We start from the raw sequence: 19,223 nt of genomic DNA on the forward strand, positions 1-19,223 counted from the left end.
TCGATTTTGGCCTCACATCCTATCAGAGCCCCCCAAGGTTTCAATCAGGGGACTTTTGCTTTATTTTATCTCTTTGCTTTTTCGCCCCTTGCGGCTGACACCACCCACTCGAGACTTGAGTTGTATGTCCATTCACACAGATGAATTGCGCACCCGTCGCCTGGAGTCACTGATCACTCCGAGCGAGCTTGCACACGCGTTTCCGATCACCGATACCATTGCCCAGAATCTGCTGGATGCCCGTCGCGAAGTGGAAGCCATTCTGGCCGGAGACGATCAGCGCCTGCTGGTCATTGTCGGCCCCTGCTCTATCCATGATCCCGCTGCTGCTCGCGAGTATGCCCAGCGCCTCAACGCCCTGCGCGAGCAGTATAAAGAGAGCCTCTGCATCGTGATGCGCACCTACTTCGAGAAACCGCGCACCATCGTCGGCTGGAAAGGGCTCATCAACGATCCGCGCCTCGATGGCAGTTTCGACGTCAACGAAGGGCTGAAACTGGCGCGTAAACTGCTGGTCGACATCAACGAGATCGGCATGCCCACCGCCACCGAGTTCCTCGATATGGTGACCGGCCAGTATATTGCCGACCTCATCACCTGGGGCGCCATCGGCGCACGCACCACCGAATCCCAGGTACACCGCGAGATGGCCTCGGCCCTCTCCTGCCCGGTTGGCTTCAAGAACGGCACCGACGGCAATACCCGCATCGCCATCGATGCGGTGCGCGCCGCCCGTCACAGCCACATCTTCTATTCGCCGGACAAGGACGGCAAGATGACCATCTACCGCACCGCCGGTAACCCCTTTGGTCATGTGATCCTGCGTGGCGGCCACCGACCCAACTACGACACCGCCAGTGTCGATGAAGCCTGTGAAGCGTTGGCCGATGTGGGCCTGCCGGAGCGTCTGGTGGTCGATTTCAGCCACGGCAACAGCATGAAGGATCACCGTCGTCAGCTGCTGGTGGCGCAAGATATCTGCGATCAGCTGCGCCGCGGCCGTACCGGCATCGCCGGCATCATGGCAGAAAGCTTCCTGGTGGAAGGGCGTCAGGATGTGGAGAACGGCTGCGCCGCCACCTTCGGCCAGAGCATCACCGATGCCTGCCTGTCATGGAGCGATACCGAAACTCTGCTGGCGATGCTGGCAGAAGCCGCGCAGGTACGCCTGAGCAAACAGGCTTGAACTGCGAATAAAACCAAAGGGGCCGGTATTTTTGATACCGGCCCCTTCTTCTTGCTGTCAGCCGATTAAGCTTCGCTAATCGGCCCTACATGCGCCCTCTTTCCTGTACACCCTACTTACAAACTGGGCATAAACCACACCCGGCCTGCCGCTTCGATGCGGTCGGAGCGGATCTGGAATACCTGCGCCAGCAGCGCCTCATCCACCAGCTCGACACCCCCTTCGCGCACCACCGCGCCCCCTTGCAGGCAGAGAATGCGGTCGGCCCAGTCGATGGCCAGATTGATATCGTGGATGGCGAGCACCACCAGTAATCCCTGCCCGGCCAGGGTTTTCAGCAACCGCAACAGCGCCAACTGATGATGCAGATCGAGCCCCGCCAGCGGTTCATCCAGCAGCAGCACCTTGCCGGTCGGATTGAGGCTCGGCCACACCTGCAGCAGGGTGCGGGCAATCAGCACCCGCTGCTGCTCGCCCCCCGACAACCGGCTGAAGTCACGAGCCAGCAAAGCTTCCAGCTCCAATGCCTCGCACAATGCATTTATCGCCTCGTTCTGTCTGGCGGGTGCAACCATCTCATCGAACCCCAGGCTCAACACCTGAAACACCGGAATATGAAACAGCTGGGGCTGACGCTGGGGCAGCATGGCGCGCCGTTTGGCAAGCTCGGGCCAGCTCAGGTCAGTGAGCACTTCCCCTCCCAGCAGCACTGTGCCTTCGGCGGGCAAGATCCCCGCCAACGCCCCGAGCAGGGTAGACTTGCCACTGCCATTAGGTCCAAGCAGCGCCACCAGCTGGCCGCCATGCCAGCGAAGATCGAGGGGAGAGAGCCGTCCAGCAATAGCGAGTGCGCGCGCCTCCAGCAGCGGCGCAGCTGCACGAGAAGAAACAGGCATGGGATCAGCGGGTGACATCGGCATCTTGCCTCAACAACGGGTAAATAAGGAGACTGCGCGCCCCGACCAAATCATGCAGATATTCATGCAGCACCATCGGCAGTTTGCCTCAATAGCAGGTAGATAAAGAGCGGCGCCCCCACCGAGGCGGTGATGACGCCGATAGGCAACTCCCCCGCGCTCAGGGTGGATCGAGCAACCAGATCGGCCGCCAGCAGCAGGGCCCCGCCGCCAAGCGCCGAAGCTGGCAGCAGAAAACGCTGATCGCTGCCACCGCAGAGCCGCAGCAGATGGGGCACCACCAACCCGACAAAACCGATGACACCACACAACGACACCGCCACACCGGTCAGCAGACAGACCGCCAGCACCAGCCGCACCCGCATCTTGTCGACATCCATCCCCATCAGGCGGGCCTGGGTCTCCCCCAGCAGCAACTGTTGCAGCGCCTTGCCCTGCCAGCAGAGCCAACCTAGGGTGAGCGGCAGCACCAGCCACCACCAGCCGAACTGCTGGCTGCCGTAAGAGAGGCTGCCCATCATCCAGAACATGAATTCACGCAAGGAGCCATCATCAGCAAAGTACATCAGCCAGGTCATGGCGGCATTGGTGAGAATGCCGATGGCGACGCCAAACAGCAGCAAGCGGGCATGACCGAGACGCGCCCGGCGAGCCAGCCGAATGAGCAGCATGGTTACCAGCAGGGCGCCACCGAAGGCCGCCAGCGACAGCCCCCAGCCGGGCAGATAGAGGCCGAGGGACTTGGCCACCGCCATCGCCACCATGGCGGCCAGTCCTGCCCCGCTCGAGACACCAAGCAGCCCGGGCTCCGCCACCGGATTGTGCAGCATCACCTGCAATACGGCGCCGCCACAGGCAAGGGCTGCGCCAGCCAATAGGGCCAGCAAGGCACGGGGTAGCCGCAGCTCCAGCAAGATGCGCTGTTCGAGATCGCCAAGGGGCTGCCAGGGCAGCAGCACAAACTCGCCCCAGACGAGGGAGAAGAGAAACAGCAGCAGGGTCAGCAGCGTCAGGCCACAGAGCCAGCGCCGCTGCCAGCGCTGCTGACGGGCGATAAGGGAGAGGTACAAGGAGGATCCCCGACAATAACAAGGCTTCATCCCCGGCCCGGTCGCAGCGCCGGGGGGAAGCAGGAAAAGGGCATGATAACAGTGGCTTGCCACCCAAGGTCAAGGCTGGTAACGCTTGGCCATCACGCTTATCTCGCCGCTGGCCACCAGATTTTGCAGCGCCACCAGCAAGGGCTGGCGCAGCGACTGGTGAGGTGAGTGTTTGCTCATCCCCAGATAGAGGGTCACCGGCGTGGCGGGGCGGTAGTCCGCCTTGCCTATCCGGCTGGCATTTCCCTGACTCAGGGCATAGTCAACCTGACAGTCGGTGCCAATCATCAGTGGCAGGTGACCCCGCTGCACCATGCGCAGCAGCTGATCTTCGGTGGGTACTCCGTGCTTGTCGAGGCGGCTGTCACTGTTGAAGGGCTCAAAGTAGGCGGAGTTGAGCACATAGCCCACCTTCACCCCCTGCAGATCGCGGTATTGGTGGATCCGGGCCACATTGACCGGCTGACCATAAAACGCGGGCCAACACTGATAGTAGGCAGGCTGCAGATAGTCGATGAACTGCGCCCGCTCGGCGGTATAGGCGAGTCCAATCATCAGATCGACCTGACCGGTCTGCATCTGCTTGAGCGCCCTGCCCCACGGCATCCGCCGTACCTGCAACTCAATGCCGCTCGCCTGTTGCAACCGGCGCAGGATGTCCATGTCGAGCCCCTGCAACCGGCCATCCGCTTGCAGGATGCGAAATGGCGGCCACAGATCGGTGGCCACCGTCAGCGTCGGGGTCGCTCGCACCGGCATGGCAAATAACAGTAACAACACAATCCCGCATAACTTGCCCATCCCGTCGCATACCTCGCACGGCTTATCCTGTTGGTTAAAAATACCCTCCCGCACCACGTATGAAAACCCGTGGTTCAGGGATAAAATGCGCCGGATTTTCAAGGAGAACCCTATGAACCCGATTTTCGCCAGTATCGGTCTGCTGCTCTGCAGCAACGTCTTTATGACCTTCGCCTGGTACGCTCACCTCAAGAGCATGAACCATAAACCCTGGATCATTGCCGCCCTGGTGAGCTGGGGTATCGCCCTGTTCGAATACCTGCTGCAAGTGCCTGCCAACCGCATCGGCCATACGGTGATGAGCGTGGGCCAACTTAAAATCCTGCAAGAAGTGATCACACTCACCGTATTCGTCCCCTTCTCTATCTTCTATCTCAAGGAAGATCTGAAATGGGACTATCTCTGGGCAGGGCTCTGCATTCTCGGTGCGGTCTTTTTTGTCTTTCGCGAGAAACTGACCGGCGCCTGAGGCTGTACACTCAATATCATCCCGCTCATGGCATCTCATTGATCGACGAGGCAAAAAAATGGAATTGCGAGACATGTTACAGATCCTGGCCAAGCAGGATGGCTCAGACCTCTATCTGTCGACCGGCGCGCCCCCCTGCGCCAAGTTTAACGGCGGCCTGCGCCCCCTCAACGAAACGCCGCTGGAGCCGGGGGAAGTGGCGCGGATCGCCGCCGAGATCATGGATGGCGAGCAGAAGCAGCAGTTCGAGAAGGATCTGGAGATGAACCTCGCCATCTCCCTGCCCCAGATCGGCCGCTTTCGGGTCAACATCTTCAAGCAGCGCAACGAAGTCTCTCTGGTGGCCCGCAACATCAAGACCGAAATCCCCCGCTTTGAAGATCTCAAACTCCCGCCTGTGCTGCTCGACACCATCATGGAGAAACGCGGTCTGGTGCTGTTTGTCGGCGGTACCGGCTCGGGCAAATCCACTTCGCTGGCGGCCCTTATCGACCATCGCAACCGCAACAGCGGTGGCCACATCATCACCATCGAGGACCCGGTGGAGTTCGTTCATCGCCACCGCAAGAGCATCATCAACCAGCGGGAGGTTGGCGTGGATACCCGCAGCTTCCACGCAGCCCTGAAAAACACCCTGCGTCAGGCGCCGGACGTCATTCTTATCGGTGAGATCCGCGATCGCGAGACCATGGAACATGCGCTGGCCTTCTCCGAAACCGGCCACCTTGCCATTTCCACCCTGCACGCCAACAACGCCAACCAGGCGCTGGATCGCATCATCAACTTCTTCCCCGAGGAGCGCCGCCCGCAGTTGCTCAACGATCTGGGCAACAACCTCAAGGCCTTTGTCTCCCAACGGCTGGTGAAAACCACCGATGGCGGCCGCCGGGCCGCAGTAGAGATCATGCTCGGCACCCACACCATCCGCGACATGATCAAGCGCGGCGAATTTGGCGGCCTCAAAGAGGTGATGGAAAAATCCAAGGCCCTCGGCATGGTTACCTTCGACAGTGCACTGTTCGATCTGGTGGTGGAAGGGGTGATTGAGGAAGAAGAGGCGGTGAAGAACGCCGACTCGGCCAACAACCTGCGCCTCAAGATCAAGCTGTGGAAGGAGAAGGGGCAGATTGCCAGCAGCAGCGGTGCCACCGGCTGGAGCCTCGAACCCACCAAGGACGAGAAGGGCGATTTTTTCTAACCTGCCCCTCGAGAACCCCGGGCCCGCCCGGGGTTCTCTTTATCCAGCACGGCTGACCCGACTTATCCCTCAGCTCACGCAGCTCACAGCCAGTCAGCACCAACGGCGAACACGCTGGCAATACGCCACATACTCGCCGCCGAAACGGGCGCGCAGCAGCCGCTCCTCCGGCATGATCTGAAAGCGGGTCAGCCAGGCAACCAGCACGATTGGCCCAACCCAGACCCAACTTCCACCGAGATAACAGCCCCAGGCGGCCAGCCAGCAGAGCAGCCCCAGATACATGGGATTGCGACTGACACGATAGACGCCACAAGTCACAAGACGACTGGTGTGCTGAGGTTTGGTGGGGCTGACCGTGGTCTGGTGGTGACGAAACCGTTGCAGGGCACCAAAGCCCATGATGGCCCCCGCCACGACCAGCACAGCCATCAGCGTCATTGCCCAGATACCGGGCTGGCTCCCCCCTCTTAGCCACCACATGGCCCCGGCACAGAGCAGAAAGATCAGCGGTGGTGGCAAACGTAGCTCAAGATTGACCATTTTATTCCCTTGACGAGTGTCGGCCGAACCCGTGTTGCGGTAGACTCCCAACCAGTCAGCGCCTGTTGAGAGTGACAAAGATCATAATAATAACAACAAGTTGTGGTTAAACCACCACCAATGTGGCCGACCCCGTCCAAACTATCCAACGCGAACAACAAAAAGGAATCACCATGCACAAGAAAACTCTGCTGGCTACCCTGATCTTCGGCCTGCTCGCGGGCCAAGCCGTTGCGGCTCCCTATCTGCCCCTTGCGACGGATCATCGCAGCGGCCAGGAGCAAACCGCCAGCAACGCCTGGTTGGAAGTGGATCTGGGCGCCTTTGAACACAATATCCAGACCCTCAAGGATCGCCTCGGCGACAAGGGCCCGCAGATCTGCGCCATCATGAAGGCCGACGCTTATGGTCATGGCATCGACCTGCTGGTCCCCTCCGTGGTCAAGGCCAATATCCCCTGCATCGGCATCGCCAGCAACGAAGAGGCGCGCGTCGCCCGCGAGAAGGGCTTTACCGGCCGTCTGATGCGGGTGCGTGCTGCCACCCCGGATGAAGTAGAGCAGGCCCTGCCCTACAAGATGGAGGAGCTGATCGGCAGTCTGGTGAGTGCCCAGGGTATCGCCGATATCGCCCAGCGCCACCACACCACCATTCCGGTGCATATCGCGCTCAACTCCGCCGGCATGAGCCGCAACGGCATCGACCTGCGTCTGGCCGATGCTAAGCAGGATGCGCTGGCCATGCTCAAGCTAAAGGGGATCACCCCGGTCGGCATCATGACCCACTTCCCGGTTGAGGAGAAAGAGGACGTCAAGATGGGACTGGCCCAGTTCAAACTGGACTCCCAGTGGCTGCTGGAAGCGGGCAAACTGGATCGCAGCAAGATCACCATCCACGCCGCCAACTCCTTCGCCACTCTGGCCGTGCCGGACGCCTACTTCGACATGGTGCGCCCGGGCGGCCTGCTCTACGGTGACTCCATCCCCTCCCACACCGAGTACAAGCGGGTGATGGCGTTCAAGACCCAGGTCGCCTCTGTCAACCACTATGCAGCGGGCAACACCGTCGGTTATGACCGCACCTTTACCCTCAAGCGTGACTCCTGGCTCGCCAACCTGCCGCTGGGCTACTCCGATGGCTATCGCCGCGCCCTCAGCAACAAAGCCTATGTGCTGATCCAGGGTCAGAAGGTGCCGGTGGTCGGCAAGACTTCCATGAACACCATCATGGTGGACGTGACGGATCTGAAAGGGGTGAAACCCGGTGACGAGGTGGTGCTGTTTGGCCGTCAGGGTGACGCCGAAGTGAAACAGGCGGATCTGGAGGAGTACAACGGCGCCCTGCTGGCGGACATGTACACCATCTGGGGCTACACCAACCCCAAAAAGATCAAACGCTGATCACGCGATATGAAAAAGGGCTCCCGCGGGAGCCCTTGCTGTTATTGCTTAATTGTCTGCCGCGCTCAAGCGGCCTTTTTACGGGTCACAAACAGACTCAGCCCCATGGATGCCAGCAGGATCAACGCGACTACGCCCAGTGCTATGCCGGTCGGGATTTTGAAGATATCCAGCAGCAGCATCTTGACCCCGATAAACATCAGGATAAGCGCCAGACCGTACTTGAGCAGGGCGAAGCGATCAGCCACACCGGCCAGCAGGAAGTACATGGCACGCAGACCCATGATGGCGAAGATGTTGGAGGTCAGCACGATGAAGGGATCCGTGGTCACCGCGAAGATGGCCGGGATACTGTCCACCGCGAAGATGAGATCGCTCACCTCCACCAGCACCAGGATCAACAGCAGCGGGGTGGCATAGCGCACACCGTCACGCCAGACGAAAAACTTCTCCCCTTCCAGGGTCTCGGTCACCTTGAAGCGACGGCGCATCCAGCCTAGCAGCGGATTGTTGGCCAAGTCAGGCTCCTTGTCGGCCGCCCACAGCATCTTGGCACCGGTCAGCAGCAGGAAAGCTCCGAACAGGTAGAGGATCCAGTGGAACTGCTCGATAAGCCAGCTACCGGCGAACACCATACCGGCACGCATCACGATGGCACCCAGCACCCCGTAGAGCAGTACCCGGCGCTGCAGCTCGGCCGGAATGGCAAAGTAGCCGAACAGCATCAGCCAGACGAAGACGTTGTCCACTGCCAGCGCTTTCTCGATGAGGTAGCCGGTGAGGAACTCCAACCCCTTCTGGTTGGCGATTTCACGGCCCGCGCTGTGATCGAGCCAGAGCCAGATAGCCAGGTTGAAGAGCAGGGCCACACTGACCCAGATGAGGGACCAGACGCCCGCCTCTTTGAGGGACACCTTGTGTGACTTGCCGCCACCGACAAAGCGTATGTCTATCCATAACAGGACCAGCACTATGCTGAAGAAACCGGTCCACATCCACCATTCACCCATTTTCACTTCTCCCAAAAACGACAAAACCCACGACCGAGAGGCGTGGGTTTGCGTTTGGAGCAGATACACCTTGCCTCTCGGCAAGGTCTCACTTACAGCTGATTTGCATCGACTGCCCGGCTGCCGGGTGCACTGCAGGAAATGGGTGCACCGTAATGACGACAAACCGGCGAGAAGTTACTCCCCTTGTTGCGCGGATAGTAGCAGCGGTAAATGATAACGCCAAGAGGCATCTTCACTGCCGTCAAAAATAAATCGGGGCCCCATCAAGGAGCCCCGCAAGCAGGTTCAACACATCCCCATCAGAGCGGGTCGACCTTGAGGCAGGAGACCGCGTGATCGAAGTTCCCCTCCAGCACGGGGCGGGTCTTGGCGCACTCGGGGCCAGCCACCGGGCAGCGGGTGCGGAACACGCAACCGGACGGCGGGTTCATCGGTGAGGGCAAATCCCCCTCCAGGATCTGGATCACCTTGTTGCGCTCCAGCTCAGGGTCCGGGATCGGCACCGCAGACATCAGCGCCTTGGTGTAGGGGTGCAGCGGATTGGCGAAGATCTCCTTGCGGGTCCCCAGCTCAACGGCGTTGCCCAGATACATCACCAGCACCCGATCGGAGATATGTTTGACCACCGACAGGTCGTGGGCGATGAAGATAAGCGACAGCCCCATCTCCTTTTGCAGGGATTTGAGCAGGTTAACCACCTGCGCCTGAATGGAGACGTCAAGCGCCGAGACCGGCTCGTCGCAGATGATCATCTTGGGCTCGAGGATCAGCGCCCGGGCAATCCCGATCCGCTGGCACTGACCGCCAGAGAACTCGTGCGGGTAGCGGTTTACCAGGTTGGGCAAGAGCCCCACTTTGCTCATCATGGCGCGCACCTTCTCTTTCACCTCTTCCCGCGGCAGGTTGGGATAGAAGGTGATAAGTGGCTCGGCAATGATGTCGCCGATGGTCATGCGCGGGTTCAGAGAAGCCAGCGGATCTTGGAAAATCATCTGGATCTCTTTGCGCTTCTCGCGCAGGGCATTCTGATCGAGCTTGGTGAGATCGTCACCCAGCCACACCACCTTGCCATCGGTGGCCGGTACCAGACCGATGATGGCGCGGGCAAAGGTCGATTTGCCGCAGCCGGACTCCCCCACCACACCGAGGGTTTCACCCTCATAGAGACGCAAGGTCACCCCATCGACCGCCTTGAGGTCAGACGGCTTGGCCCAAGGCCACGCCTTGCCACTCTTGATACTGAAGTGGACCTTGAGGTCAGACACTTCCAACAGCAATTTTTTGTCGGCACCCATTTAGTTGGCCCCCTTGTTCATGGCATCCGAAACCCAGTGACAAGCACGCTCCCGACCATCGTTGAACGGAGTCAGGATCGGTGACTGCTGGCCGCAAATCTCGCTGACCCGGTGGCAACGCTCCTGGAAGGGGCAGCCGGTGGGCAGACGCAGCAGGTTGGGCGGATTGCCCGGGATGGTGGGCAGCACTTCCCCTTCGGTATCGAGACGAGGAATGGCGCGCAGCAGGCCTTCTGTGTAGGGGTGGCTCGGGCGATAGAAGATATCGTCTACCTTGCCGTACTCCATGGTACGACCGGCATACATCACCAGCACCTTGTTGCAGATACCGGCGACCACGCCAAGGTCATGGGTGATCATGATGATGGCGGTGTTGAACTCACGCTTGAGCTCGTTCATCAGAGTCATGATCTGGGCCTGTACGGTCACGTCGAGCGCGGTGGTCGGCTCGTCGGCGATCAGCAGTTGCGGCCGGCAGAGCAGTGCCATGGCGATCATCACCCGCTGACGCATGCCGCCGGAGAACTCGTGGGGATACATCCCCATCCGCTTGCGTGCTTCGGGAATTTTGACCGCATCGAGCATCCGCACCGACTCTTCGAACGCTTCCGCCTTGCTGACGCCCTTATGCAACATCAGCACTTCCATCAGCTGATCCTGCACCTTCATGTAGGGGTTGAGCGAGGTCATGGGGTCCTGGAAGATCATGGCGATCTTCTCGGAGCGGATCTTGTTGAGCTTGGACTCCGGCAGGTTGAGGATCTCTTCGCCCTGAAACTTGGCGGAACCGGTAATAATGCCGTTTTTGGCCAGCAGCCCCATGATGGCAAAGGCCGTCTGGGATTTGCCGGAGCCGGACTCGCCGACGATCCCCAGAGTTTCACCGGCAGAGAGAGAAAAGTTGAGGTCGTTGACCGCCACCACATTGCCGTCCGGGGTCTTGAACTCGACCCGCAGATCTTTCACATCCAGTAACTTCATATAAAAACTCCTTATCGATCTTTCGTGATGCTTTCCTGTCGACCCGATGCTCGATTAACGATCTTTCGGATCGAGGGCGTCACGCAGACCATCCCCGAGGAAGTTGAAGCAAAACAGGGTCACCACCATAAAGCTGGCGGGGAACAGCAGTTGCCAGATGGCCACTTCCATCGACTTGGAGCCTTCATCCAGCAGGGCACCCCAGCTGGTCATCGGTTCCTGAACACCAAGGCCCAGGAAACTCAGGAAGGATTCAAACATGATCATCCCCGGCACCAGCAAGGTGGCGTAGACGGCCACGATACCGAGTACGTTCGGTACGATATGGCGGGTAATGATCTTCCATTTGGAGACGCCACAGACGTGAGCCGCCTCGATAAACTCCTTGCTCTTGAGACTCAGGGTCTGGCCCCGCACGATCCGCGCCATGTCGAGCCAGCTCACCGCCCCGATGGCGATAAAGATGAGCGCCAGATTGCGGCCAAAGAAGGTGACCAGCATGATGACAAAGAACATGAAGGGGAAGGCGTTGAGGATCTCCAGTACCCGCATCATCAGGCTGTCGACCCGACCACCGATAAAGCCGGAGGCCGCACCATACAGGGTGCCGATGATGACCGCCACCATGGCGCCCATGATGCCGACCATCAGGGAGATGCGACCGCCCAGCAGGGTGCGCACGAACAGATCGCGCCCCAGGCTGTCGGTTCCGAAGTAGTGACCCGCTTCCATATCGGGCGGCGACTGCATGGCGCCCCAGTCCGGATCGTCAAAGGTGTATTGGGACAGATGGGGGCCAAAGATGACCGCCAGACCGATGATGGTCAGAATGATCAGGCTGGTCAGGGCCGCCTTGTTGCGCAGGAAACGGCGACGGGCATCCTTCCACAGGGAGCGCCCCTCCACCACTTCCACTTTTTGCGCGAACGCCTCGACGGCATCGCGTTTTTCAGTTGAAACAACCATGATGAACTCCCGAATTAGTAACGGATCTTGGGATCGATAAAGGCGTAGAGAATATCGACCACTGCGTTAAAGGTGATGGTGAGGGCGCCGACCAGAATGGTCAGACCGAGCACCATGGAGTAATCACGGTTAAGGGCACCGTTGACGAACAGCTGACCGATCCCCGGCAGGCCGAAGATGGTCTCGATCACCACGGAACCTGTGATGATGCCGACAAAGGCCGGGCCCAGATAGGAGACCACTGGCAGCATGGCCGGACGCAGCGCGTGTTTCAGGATGATGTGGCGCAGCGGCAAGCCCTTGGCACGGGCGGTACGGATGAAGTTGGAGTTCATGGTCTCGATCATGCTGCCCCGCATGATCCGCGAGATGGCAGAGATGTAGTACATCATCATGCCGAACACCGGCAGCACCATAAACTGGATGCCACCACCCTGCCATCCACCGGCAGGGAACCAACCCAGATGAATACTGAAAAACAGCACCAGCAAGGGCGCCAGCACAAAGCCCGGGATCACCACCCCGGCCATGGCCGACGACATCAGTAGATAGTCGATGATGGTGTTCTGTTTCAGTGCCGCTATGGTGCCGAAGGTGACCCCCAGCAGCACGGCGAAGAAGAAGGCCGTGGTCCCGATCTTGGCGGAAACAGGCAGCGCCTGACTCACCAGATCATTGACGGTGAAATCTTTGTATTTGAAAGAGGGGCCCAAATCACCCTGCACCAGGTTGCCCAGGTAGGTGAGATATTGCATGCCAATGGGTTTGTCGAGCCCATATTTGGCCTCGATATTGGCGATGACTTCGGGGGGCAGTGAACGTTCGCTGGTAAAGGGGTTACCCGGGGCGAAACGCATCATGAAGAAAGAGACGGTGATCAAGACCAGCAGAGTCGGGATCGCTTCCAATAGCCGTTTAAAAATGAATTTCAACATAGACATTTCCTGTCCTGTACTGCTTCCAAATGGTCGCGGTTGTAATAAAGGCCCGCCGTCTGGCGGGCCCTGCTTGTTATGCGACTTGTTGCTTTAAATCAGTGAGCAATGATGTACATATCTTTGCTGTAGAGGTTATCCAGCGGGTTGGCCGGATAGCCGCCTACATAGGGTTTGACCATACGGGCAGTCACGTACTGGTAGATGGGGGCAATCGGCATGTCCTTGGCCAGGATCTCTTCAGCCTGGACGTAGAGCTTGTTACGGGCAGCCACATCAACCTGATCACGGGACGAATCCATCAACTTGTCGAACTCCGGATTGGAGTACTTGCCGTCGTTGTTGCCGTGGGTGGTCTGCATCAGATCCAGCATGGAGGAAGCTTCGTTGTAGTCGGCGATCCAGCCTGCACGACCTACGTCAAACTGACCCTGTTTCTTGGTTTCCAGGTAAGTTTTCCACTCCTGGTTGACCAGGCTCACCTGCACGCCCAGCTTCTTCCACATGGATGCCACGGCCACAGCCACTTTCTTGTGGTTGTCGTCGGTGTTGTAGAGCAGCTCGAACTTCAGCGGCTTGCTGGCATCGAAACCGGCCTCTTGCAGCAGCGCCTTGGCCTTGGCATCACGCTCGGCCTGGGTCATCTTCGACCACTCGGGCGCTACCGGCTTGAAGCCATCGACAAAGTCCGGCACCAGGGTGTAACCCGGCGTCTGACCCTGACCCATCACCTTGTCGGCGATCACGTTGCGATCGATGGCATAGGAGAGCGCAGTACGGACACGCACATCGTCAAACGGCTTCTTCTTGACGTTGTACTGGTAGTAGTAAGTACCAACATAACCGGTCACTTTCAGCTCGTCCGGCTTCTCTTTCTTCATCTGCTTGAAGCGCTCGATGGGCATCTGATAGGTGATGTCCACTTCGCCCGCCAGATAGCGGCTCAGGTCGGCGTTGGTAGACTGGATGGGCAGATAGACCACCTTGTTGATAACTGTCTTGCCATCGTTCCAGTAGTGCTTATTGCGCTCCACTTCGACGCGCTCGTTCACCACCCAGTTCTTCAGGGTATAGGCACCGTTGGATACCATATTTTCCGGCTGGGTCCACTTGTCACCAAACTTCTCGATCACCTTCTTCGGTACCGGATAGGTGGTGGTGTGGGAGAGCATGCTGACGAAGTAAGGGATCGCTTTCTCAAGCTGCACTTCGAAGGTGTAGTCGTCGGTTGCCTTCACACCCAGCGTATCAGCCGGCTTTTTACCTGCGATGATCTCGGAGGCATTGGCAATAGTCGGGATCTCCAGATACCAGGAGTAAGGAGAGGCGGTTTTCGGATCAACGGCACGCTGGAAAGCAAAAACGAAATCGTGGGCAGTGACCGGGTCACCGTTGGACCACTTGGCATCTTTGCGCAGGTGGAAGACGTAGTGCTTGTTATCCTTGGTTTCCCAGGATTCAGCCACCGCCGGGAGAATTTCCCCTTTCGGGCCGGATGCAACGAGACCCTCGAACAGGTCGCGCAGGATATTGGATTCGACCGTTCCTTCGGTCTTGTGCGGGTCAAGGGTCGCAGGCTCGGAGCCGTTGCCTTTTACCAGTTGCTGGACTTCAGCCAGCTTGGTTCCCGCCGGGACATCGGCAGCCTGAGCCACATTGACGCCACCAAACAGTACAGCCATCAGCAATGTGTTAATCATTGTTTTTTTATGAGTCATTTCCCTACTCCAACAAGAACATTCCATGCATTTTTTAAAGTGACGGGGTTAAAACCCGCTCCCAGCATAATTCCCTGCCAATTCCGATAATGCAACAGATATTGTCAGGGTAATCGTCATTTTCTGGTCAAAAAATCAGCTAGCATGCGCTTTTTCAGTATTAAAACACCAGCAAAGCGCTCATTTTTCACACAAACGACCGATTCTAGAAAAGACCGAGCAAAAAGCAACCAATAAAAAGCCGGTCACGAGGACCGGCTTTCATAAAGCGGAGCTGGCTCACATCAGGCTGGGGAAAACCCCCTTGATACCGGCCACCATGATCTCGATACCCAGCGACATCATGATAAGACCCATGATACGGGTCACCACGTTGATGCCGGTGTTGCCCATGATCTTGAACAGCAGCGGCGCGGCGCGGAAGATGAGCCAGGAGCAGAAGGAGAAGACCACGACAACCACTGACATGCCGAGCAGCTGCTGCCAGTGGCTCTGGCTGGCATAGACAATCACCGAGGAGATGGCACCGGGGCCCGCCATCAGCGGCAGCGCCAGCGGTACCACGGCGATAGACTCGCGCACCGCCAGTTCGCCCTTTTCCTGTTTGTTGTGCTTCACCTCGCCCAGCTTGCCCTGCAGCATCGACCAGGCAATCAGGGTAATCAGCGACCCACCGGCAATACGGAACGATGCCAGCGAGATACCAAACCCATCGAGGATCAGCTGCCCCATATACATGGAGACCAACAGGATCACCATCACCGCGATATTGGCGGTGGTATTGGTTTTCATCCGCTCGGCCTGGGTATGGTGGCTGGTCAGGCTGACAAACACCGGCAACAAACCAAGCGGGTTGATAATTGCGAACAAACCGACAAAAAACTTCAGATACAACGAGACGTCAATTGCTGCCATAGGCGCCTTCCAATAGAGTTTCGGGCCCAGCGGGCCAGTCCATTAATTTCGTGCGTAAATTTACATCATAGCCAGAGTGGGTACCAATCAAATAATCTCACCATTTTGAGGGTTTTTTAGTTAGTTCATCTAATGCATCCGCGCTAACTGGCATAAACCGATGCCAAAAGCCCTTTCTACCGCCCGACACGCGCCAGAAAAGTGAGCGCAAGCCTGCTTAATCATGACCAGAGAGTCCGACGATGACTGACCGAATGACTAAGCGACTCGAAAGAATCTAGGCTTTGCCTTCCCACTATTTCAGGCCAGACATCACTTCATTGACTCGGCAAGAGAGTCACAATGCAAAAACCGGGAAAGCGGGCAGAAATGGCCCCCTCGGGGAATAAAGCGGATTAGTCATGGATTAAAACAACAATCATTTTTGCAACAAACGCTGGAATAAAGTGCGTTTGTCGGTGATTTTGAAACCGATTCACTCATATTTGCTAACCTATACCGCCAAAATAGCTCTACCATCCTATGACCAAGTGCAATTAACCACTTGATAAATGTGGTTTATTACCCTGCGTTAACAAGTCTCTCATCTTTCCCTTTGATGCACATTCCGATAACATCAGTCAAACAAGGATTGTGAAATAAAATTTCTTTTGTTCTTTTGTTACACATGATCCAGATCAAGTTTTTCTGAGTCAGCCCCGCTCTATAATCGACTCAGAAAGCGATTTAGTAAGGCATGTGAAAAAGCTGTTGCAACGATACCGTCTTGACAGGGCGACTATAATTGCCGGGCATTGCCAACGTCTTACTAAACAGTTTTCAAATAATCAGGAGATAAACATGGCAGTAACCAATTTGGCTGAACTGGATGCACTGGTCGCCCGCGTTAAGGAAGCCCAGCGTGAATTCGCCAGCTTCTCTCAAGAGCAGGTAGACAAGATCTTCCGTGCCGCCGCCCTGGCCGCCAACAACGCCCGTATCCCCCTGGCCCAGATGGCCGTGGAAGAATCCGGTATGGGTATCATCGAAGACAAGGTTATCAAGAACCACTTCGCCTCCGAATACATCTACAACAAGTACAAAGACGAGAAGACCTGCGGCATTCTGAGCGAAGACGATCAGATGGGTACCATCACCATCGCCGAGCCGGTAGGTATCATCTGTGGTATCGTTCCGACCACCAACCCGACCTCTACTGCGATCTTCAAATCCATGATCGCGCTCAAGACCCGCAACGCCATCATCTTCTCCCCGCACCCCCGTGCCAAGAACTCCACCAATACCGCAGCCAAGCTGGTACTGGATGCAGCTGTTGCCGCCGGTGCACCGAAAGACATCATCGGCTGGATCGACCAACCGTCTGTTGAGCTCTCCAACGCCCTGATGAAGCACGAAGACATCAACCTGATCCTTGCCACCGGTGGCCCGGGCATGGTGAAAGCAGCCTACTCCTCCGGTAAGCCTGCTATCGGTGTGGGTGCCGGTAACGTACCTATCGTTATCGACGAAACCGCCGACGTGAAGCGTGCCGTTGCCTCCATCCTGATGTCCAAGACTTTCGATAACGGCGTGGTCTGTGCTTCCGAGCAGGCAGTCATCGTTGTTGATGCCATCTACGACCAGGTTAAAGAGCGCTTTGCATCCCACAAGGGCCACGTGCTCTCCAAAGAAGATGCTGACAAGGTACGTAAAGTCATCCTGATCAACGGTGCCCTGAACGCCAACATCGTTGGCCAGCCAGCCACCAAGATTGCCGAGATGGCAGGCGTGACTGTACCGGCTGATACCAAGATCCTAATCGGTGAAGGCGTCAAGCTGTGTGCAGAAGATGAGTTTGCTCACGAGAAATTGTCCCCGCTGCTCGGTATGTTCCGTGCAAGCAGCTTCGAAAACGCCGTTGATATGGCCTGTGACATGGTCAACATCGGTGGTATCGGCCACACCTCAGGTCTGTACACCGACCAGGACCGCAACGCTGACCGCATCAAGTACTTCGGCGACAAGATGAAAACCGCGCGTATCCTGATCAACACTCCGTCTACCCAAGGCGGTATCGGTGACCTGTACAACTTCGCAATGGCACCGTCCCTGACCCTGGGTTGCGGCTCCTGGAGCGGTAACTCCATCTCCGAAAACGTGGGTCCGAAGCACCTGATCAACAAGAAGACAGTCGCAAAACGGGCAGAAAACATGCTGTGGCACAAACTTCCGAAATCCATCTACTTCCGTCGTGGTTCCCTGCCGATCGCTCTGAGCGACCTGGAAGGTAAAAAGCGTGCCATGGTCGTAACTGACCGCTTCCTGTTCAACAACGGCTACGCCGATGAACTGGTCAGCCTGCTGAAAGCACAGAATATGGAAGTGGAAGTGTTCTACGAAGTAGAAGCTGACCCGACCCTGGCTGTGGTTCGCAAGGGTGCCGAGATGGCCAACTCCTTCAAACCGGACGTTATCCTGGCGCTGGGCGGTGGTTCACCGATGGATGCGGCCAAGATCATGTGGGTAATGTACGAGCACCCGAACACCGCGTTCGAAGATCTGGCCATGCGCTTTATGGATATCCGCAAGCGTATCTACAAGTTCCCGAAAATGGGCGTGAAGGCCGAACTGGTCTGTATCACCACCACTTCCGGTACCGGCTCTGAAGTCACTCCGTTTGCAGTAGTAACCGATGAAGTGTCTGGTCAGAAGTATCCGCTGGCTGACTACGAGCTGACCCCGAACATGGCCATCGTTGATGCCAACCTGGTCATGGGTATGCCGAAGTCCCTGTGTGCCTTCGGTGGTATCGATGCCGTGACTCACGCCATGGAAGCCTATGTTTCCGTACTGGCTAACGAGTACTCCGACGGCCAGGCGCTGCAAGCCCTGAAAATGCTGAAAGAGTACCTGCCGTCCAGCTACCAGAACGGTGCCAACGACCCGATCGCTCGTGAGAAGGTGCACAATGCTGCCACCATCGCCGGTATCGCGTTCGCCAACGCCTTCCTGGGTGTGTGCCACTCCATGGCTCACAAACTGGGTGCCGAGTTCCACATTCCGCACGGTCTGGCTAACGCCCTGCTGATCAGCAACGTCATCCGCTACAACGCGAACGACAACCCGACCAAGCAGACTGCGTTCTCCCAGTACGACCGTCCGCAGGCTCGTCGTCGTTACGCCGAAGTCGCTGACCACCTGGGTCTGACTGCTGCCGGTGACCGCACCGCTGCCAAGATCGAGAAGCTGCTGACCTGGCTGGACGAGCTGAAGGCTACCCTGGGTATCCCGGCCTCTATCCGCGAAGCTGGCGTGACTGAAGCTGACTTCCTGGCCAAGGTTGACCAGCTGGCTATCGAAGCTTTCGATGACCAGTGCACCGGCGCCAACCCGCGCTACCCGCTGATCAGCGAGCTGAAGCAGGTTCTGCTGGACTCCTACTACGGTCGTCCGTTCACCGAAGCCGCTCCGGTAACTGCTGCCCCGGTTGAAGCCAAGGTTGAAGGCAAGAAGAAATCCAAGGCCTGATAACCAGTCCTGAGATAACAAGCCCGCGCACTGCGCGGGCTTTTTTTATCTGCCACTAATCACAGCCATCATCTCCCTGACGATTGCGCAAGTGCAGCCCCTAACTTCCCAACCAACCCGCCCCAGCCAATCCGTTATCGGCAGCCCAACCAGTGACTCAGCATTGATGCCCTCGGTGATAACAAGAGCGCGCCCCATCACCTCCTCTCCCCTACCCGCAAAGCAATTACCCTGACGGGCAGATGTGAGCAGCCAACGCCATCTAAGAGCTAAAGGTGT

At 57.7% G+C, this 19,223-nt stretch carries 16 protein-coding genes; 5 read left to right on the plus strand and 11 right to left on the minus strand.

Annotated elements, in window-relative coordinates; all coding sequences use genetic code 11:
- Positions 1-124 precede the first annotated feature (124 nt).
- Positions 125-1,186, plus strand: a complete 1,062-nt coding sequence (locus OKC43_RS02450) for a 3-deoxy-7-phosphoheptulonate synthase (protein ID WP_064336455.1) — start codon at positions 125-127, stop codon at positions 1,184-1,186.
- 116 nt (positions 1,187-1,302) lie between these two features.
- Here OKC43_RS02450 and OKC43_RS02455 read toward each other — a convergent pair whose 3' ends face one another.
- The 3 genes from OKC43_RS02455 to OKC43_RS02465 all read right to left on the minus strand — a co-directional run bounded on the left by OKC43_RS02455 (position 1,303) and on the right by OKC43_RS02465 (position 4,004).
- Positions 1,303-2,100, minus strand: coding sequence for an ATP-binding cassette domain-containing protein (locus tag OKC43_RS02455; protein ID WP_270803989.1), 798 nt, complete (start codon positions 2,098-2,100; stop codon positions 1,303-1,305).
- A 65-nt stretch (positions 2,101-2,165) separates the two neighbouring features.
- The gene (gene btuC / locus OKC43_RS02460) at positions 2,166-3,173 is read right to left on the minus strand and encodes a vitamin B12 ABC transporter permease BtuC (protein WP_043825636.1); all 1,008 of its coding nucleotides are present in this window, start codon (positions 3,171-3,173) and stop codon (positions 2,166-2,168) included.
- 99 nt (positions 3,174-3,272) lie between these two features.
- The gene (locus tag OKC43_RS02465) at positions 3,273-4,004 is read right to left on the minus strand and encodes a substrate-binding periplasmic protein (protein WP_013723600.1); all 732 of its coding nucleotides are present in this window, start codon (positions 4,002-4,004) and stop codon (positions 3,273-3,275) included.
- Positions 4,005-4,116: 112 nt separating this feature from the next.
- Between OKC43_RS02465 and OKC43_RS02470 the strand changes: the two genes are divergently transcribed.
- Together OKC43_RS02470 and tapW are read left to right on the plus strand one after the other, a co-directional pair.
- Entirely contained in the window at positions 4,117-4,473 is a 357-nt protein-coding gene (locus OKC43_RS02470) for a DMT family protein (RefSeq protein ID WP_005353120.1), read from the plus strand.
- Positions 4,474-4,531: 58 nt separating this feature from the next.
- Positions 4,532-5,671 (plus strand): type IVa pilus ATPase TapW, encoded by a 1,140-nt coding sequence (gene tapW / locus OKC43_RS02475; RefSeq protein WP_270803805.1) that lies wholly within the window; start codon positions 4,532-4,534, stop codon positions 5,669-5,671.
- A 93-nt stretch (positions 5,672-5,764) separates the two neighbouring features.
- Here the strand turns inward: tapW and OKC43_RS02480 are convergent, their stop codons facing one another.
- A complete protein-coding gene (locus tag OKC43_RS02480; RefSeq protein WP_101530486.1) occupies positions 5,765-6,214 on the minus strand; it encodes a methyltransferase family protein in 450 nt (149 codons plus the stop codon).
- A gap of 173 nt (positions 6,215-6,387) precedes the next feature.
- Here OKC43_RS02480 and alr point away from each other — a divergent pair, with 173 nt between their 5' ends.
- Entirely contained in the window at positions 6,388-7,614 is a 1,227-nt protein-coding gene (gene alr / locus OKC43_RS02485; protein ID WP_040067860.1) for an alanine racemase, read from the plus strand.
- 65 nt (positions 7,615-7,679) lie between these two features.
- On the opposite strand, the gene OKC43_RS02490 is transcribed toward alr, so the two are convergent.
- The 7 genes from OKC43_RS02490 to OKC43_RS02520 form a co-directional block, all read right to left on the minus strand.
- The gene (locus OKC43_RS02490) at positions 7,680-8,624 is read right to left on the minus strand and encodes a TerC family protein (protein WP_005337664.1); all 945 of its coding nucleotides are present in this window, start codon (positions 8,622-8,624) and stop codon (positions 7,680-7,682) included.
- Positions 8,625-8,926: 302 nt separating this feature from the next.
- Positions 8,927-9,922, minus strand: coding sequence for a murein tripeptide/oligopeptide ABC transporter ATP binding protein OppF (gene oppF / locus OKC43_RS02495; RefSeq protein ID WP_005337666.1), 996 nt, complete (start codon positions 9,920-9,922; stop codon positions 8,927-8,929).
- A complete protein-coding gene (locus OKC43_RS02500) occupies positions 9,923-10,903 on the minus strand; it encodes an ABC transporter ATP-binding protein (protein WP_005337668.1) in 981 nt (326 codons plus the stop codon).
- Positions 10,904-10,957: 54 nt separating this feature from the next.
- Positions 10,958-11,869: an oligopeptide ABC transporter permease OppC gene (gene oppC / locus OKC43_RS02505; protein ID WP_005347162.1), complete on the minus strand. Its 912-nt coding sequence runs from the start codon at positions 11,867-11,869 to the stop codon at positions 10,958-10,960.
- 14 nt (positions 11,870-11,883) lie between these two features.
- Positions 11,884-12,804: an oligopeptide ABC transporter permease OppB gene (gene oppB / locus OKC43_RS02510; RefSeq protein ID WP_005337672.1), complete on the minus strand. Its 921-nt coding sequence runs from the start codon at positions 12,802-12,804 to the stop codon at positions 11,884-11,886.
- A 98-nt stretch (positions 12,805-12,902) separates the two neighbouring features.
- Positions 12,903-14,522: an ABC transporter substrate-binding protein gene (locus OKC43_RS02515; RefSeq protein ID WP_270803806.1), complete on the minus strand. Its 1,620-nt coding sequence runs from the start codon at positions 14,520-14,522 to the stop codon at positions 12,903-12,905.
- A 279-nt stretch (positions 14,523-14,801) separates the two neighbouring features.
- On the minus strand, positions 14,802-15,437 hold the full coding sequence (locus OKC43_RS02520) for a YchE family NAAT transporter (RefSeq protein WP_005337678.1): 636 nt from the start codon (positions 15,435-15,437) through the stop codon (positions 14,802-14,804).
- 840 nt (positions 15,438-16,277) lie between these two features.
- On the opposite strand from OKC43_RS02520, the gene adhE reads away from it, so the two are divergent.
- Positions 16,278-18,944 (plus strand): bifunctional acetaldehyde-CoA/alcohol dehydrogenase, encoded by a 2,667-nt coding sequence (gene adhE / locus OKC43_RS02525; RefSeq protein WP_019446648.1) that lies wholly within the window; start codon positions 16,278-16,280, stop codon positions 18,942-18,944.
- The last annotated feature ends 279 nt before the right edge of the window (positions 18,945-19,223 follow it).

Origin of the sequence: Aeromonas sp. Y289-2 (assembly GCF_027705925.1) — a bacterium.
In the GTDB taxonomy this organism is placed as follows: Bacteria; Pseudomonadota; Gammaproteobacteria; order Enterobacterales; family Aeromonadaceae; genus Aeromonas; species Aeromonas veronii.

What these genes read in the sequence shown, in the direction of transcription:
- OKC43_RS02450 (WP_064336455.1), top strand. Translation starts at nt 125, where the DNA reads ATGTCCATTCACACAGATGAATTGCGCACCCGTCGCCTGGAGTCACTG.
- OKC43_RS02455 (WP_270803989.1), bottom strand. Translation starts at nt 2,100, where the DNA reads ATGTCACCCGCTGATCCCATGCCTGTTTCTTCTCGTGCAGCTGCGCCG.
- OKC43_RS02465 (WP_013723600.1), bottom strand. Translation starts at nt 4,004, where the DNA reads ATGGGCAAGTTATGCGGGATTGTGTTGTTACTGTTATTTGCCATGCCG.
- OKC43_RS02470 (WP_005353120.1), top strand. Translation starts at nt 4,117, where the DNA reads ATGAACCCGATTTTCGCCAGTATCGGTCTGCTGCTCTGCAGCAACGTC.
- tapW (WP_270803805.1), top strand. Translation starts at nt 4,532, where the DNA reads ATGGAATTGCGAGACATGTTACAGATCCTGGCCAAGCAGGATGGCTCA.
- OKC43_RS02480 (WP_101530486.1), bottom strand. Translation starts at nt 6,214, where the DNA reads ATGGTCAATCTTGAGCTACGTTTGCCACCACCGCTGATCTTTCTGCTC.
- alr (WP_040067860.1), top strand. Translation starts at nt 6,388, where the DNA reads ATGCACAAGAAAACTCTGCTGGCTACCCTGATCTTCGGCCTGCTCGCG.
- OKC43_RS02490 (WP_005337664.1), bottom strand. Translation starts at nt 8,624, where the DNA reads ATGGGTGAATGGTGGATGTGGACCGGTTTCTTCAGCATAGTGCTGGTC.
- oppF (WP_005337666.1), bottom strand. Translation starts at nt 9,922, where the DNA reads ATGGGTGCCGACAAAAAATTGCTGTTGGAAGTGTCTGACCTCAAGGTC.
- OKC43_RS02500 (WP_005337668.1), bottom strand. Translation starts at nt 10,903, where the DNA reads ATGAAGTTACTGGATGTGAAAGATCTGCGGGTCGAGTTCAAGACCCCG.
- oppC (WP_005347162.1), bottom strand. Translation starts at nt 11,869, where the DNA reads ATGGTTGTTTCAACTGAAAAACGCGATGCCGTCGAGGCGTTCGCGCAA.
- oppB (WP_005337672.1), bottom strand. Translation starts at nt 12,804, where the DNA reads ATGTTGAAATTCATTTTTAAACGGCTATTGGAAGCGATCCCGACTCTG.
- OKC43_RS02515 (WP_270803806.1), bottom strand. Translation starts at nt 14,522, where the DNA reads ATGACTCATAAAAAAACAATGATTAACACATTGCTGATGGCTGTACTG.
- OKC43_RS02520 (WP_005337678.1), bottom strand. Translation starts at nt 15,437, where the DNA reads ATGGCAGCAATTGACGTCTCGTTGTATCTGAAGTTTTTTGTCGGTTTG.
- adhE (WP_019446648.1), top strand. Translation starts at nt 16,278, where the DNA reads ATGGCAGTAACCAATTTGGCTGAACTGGATGCACTGGTCGCCCGCGTT.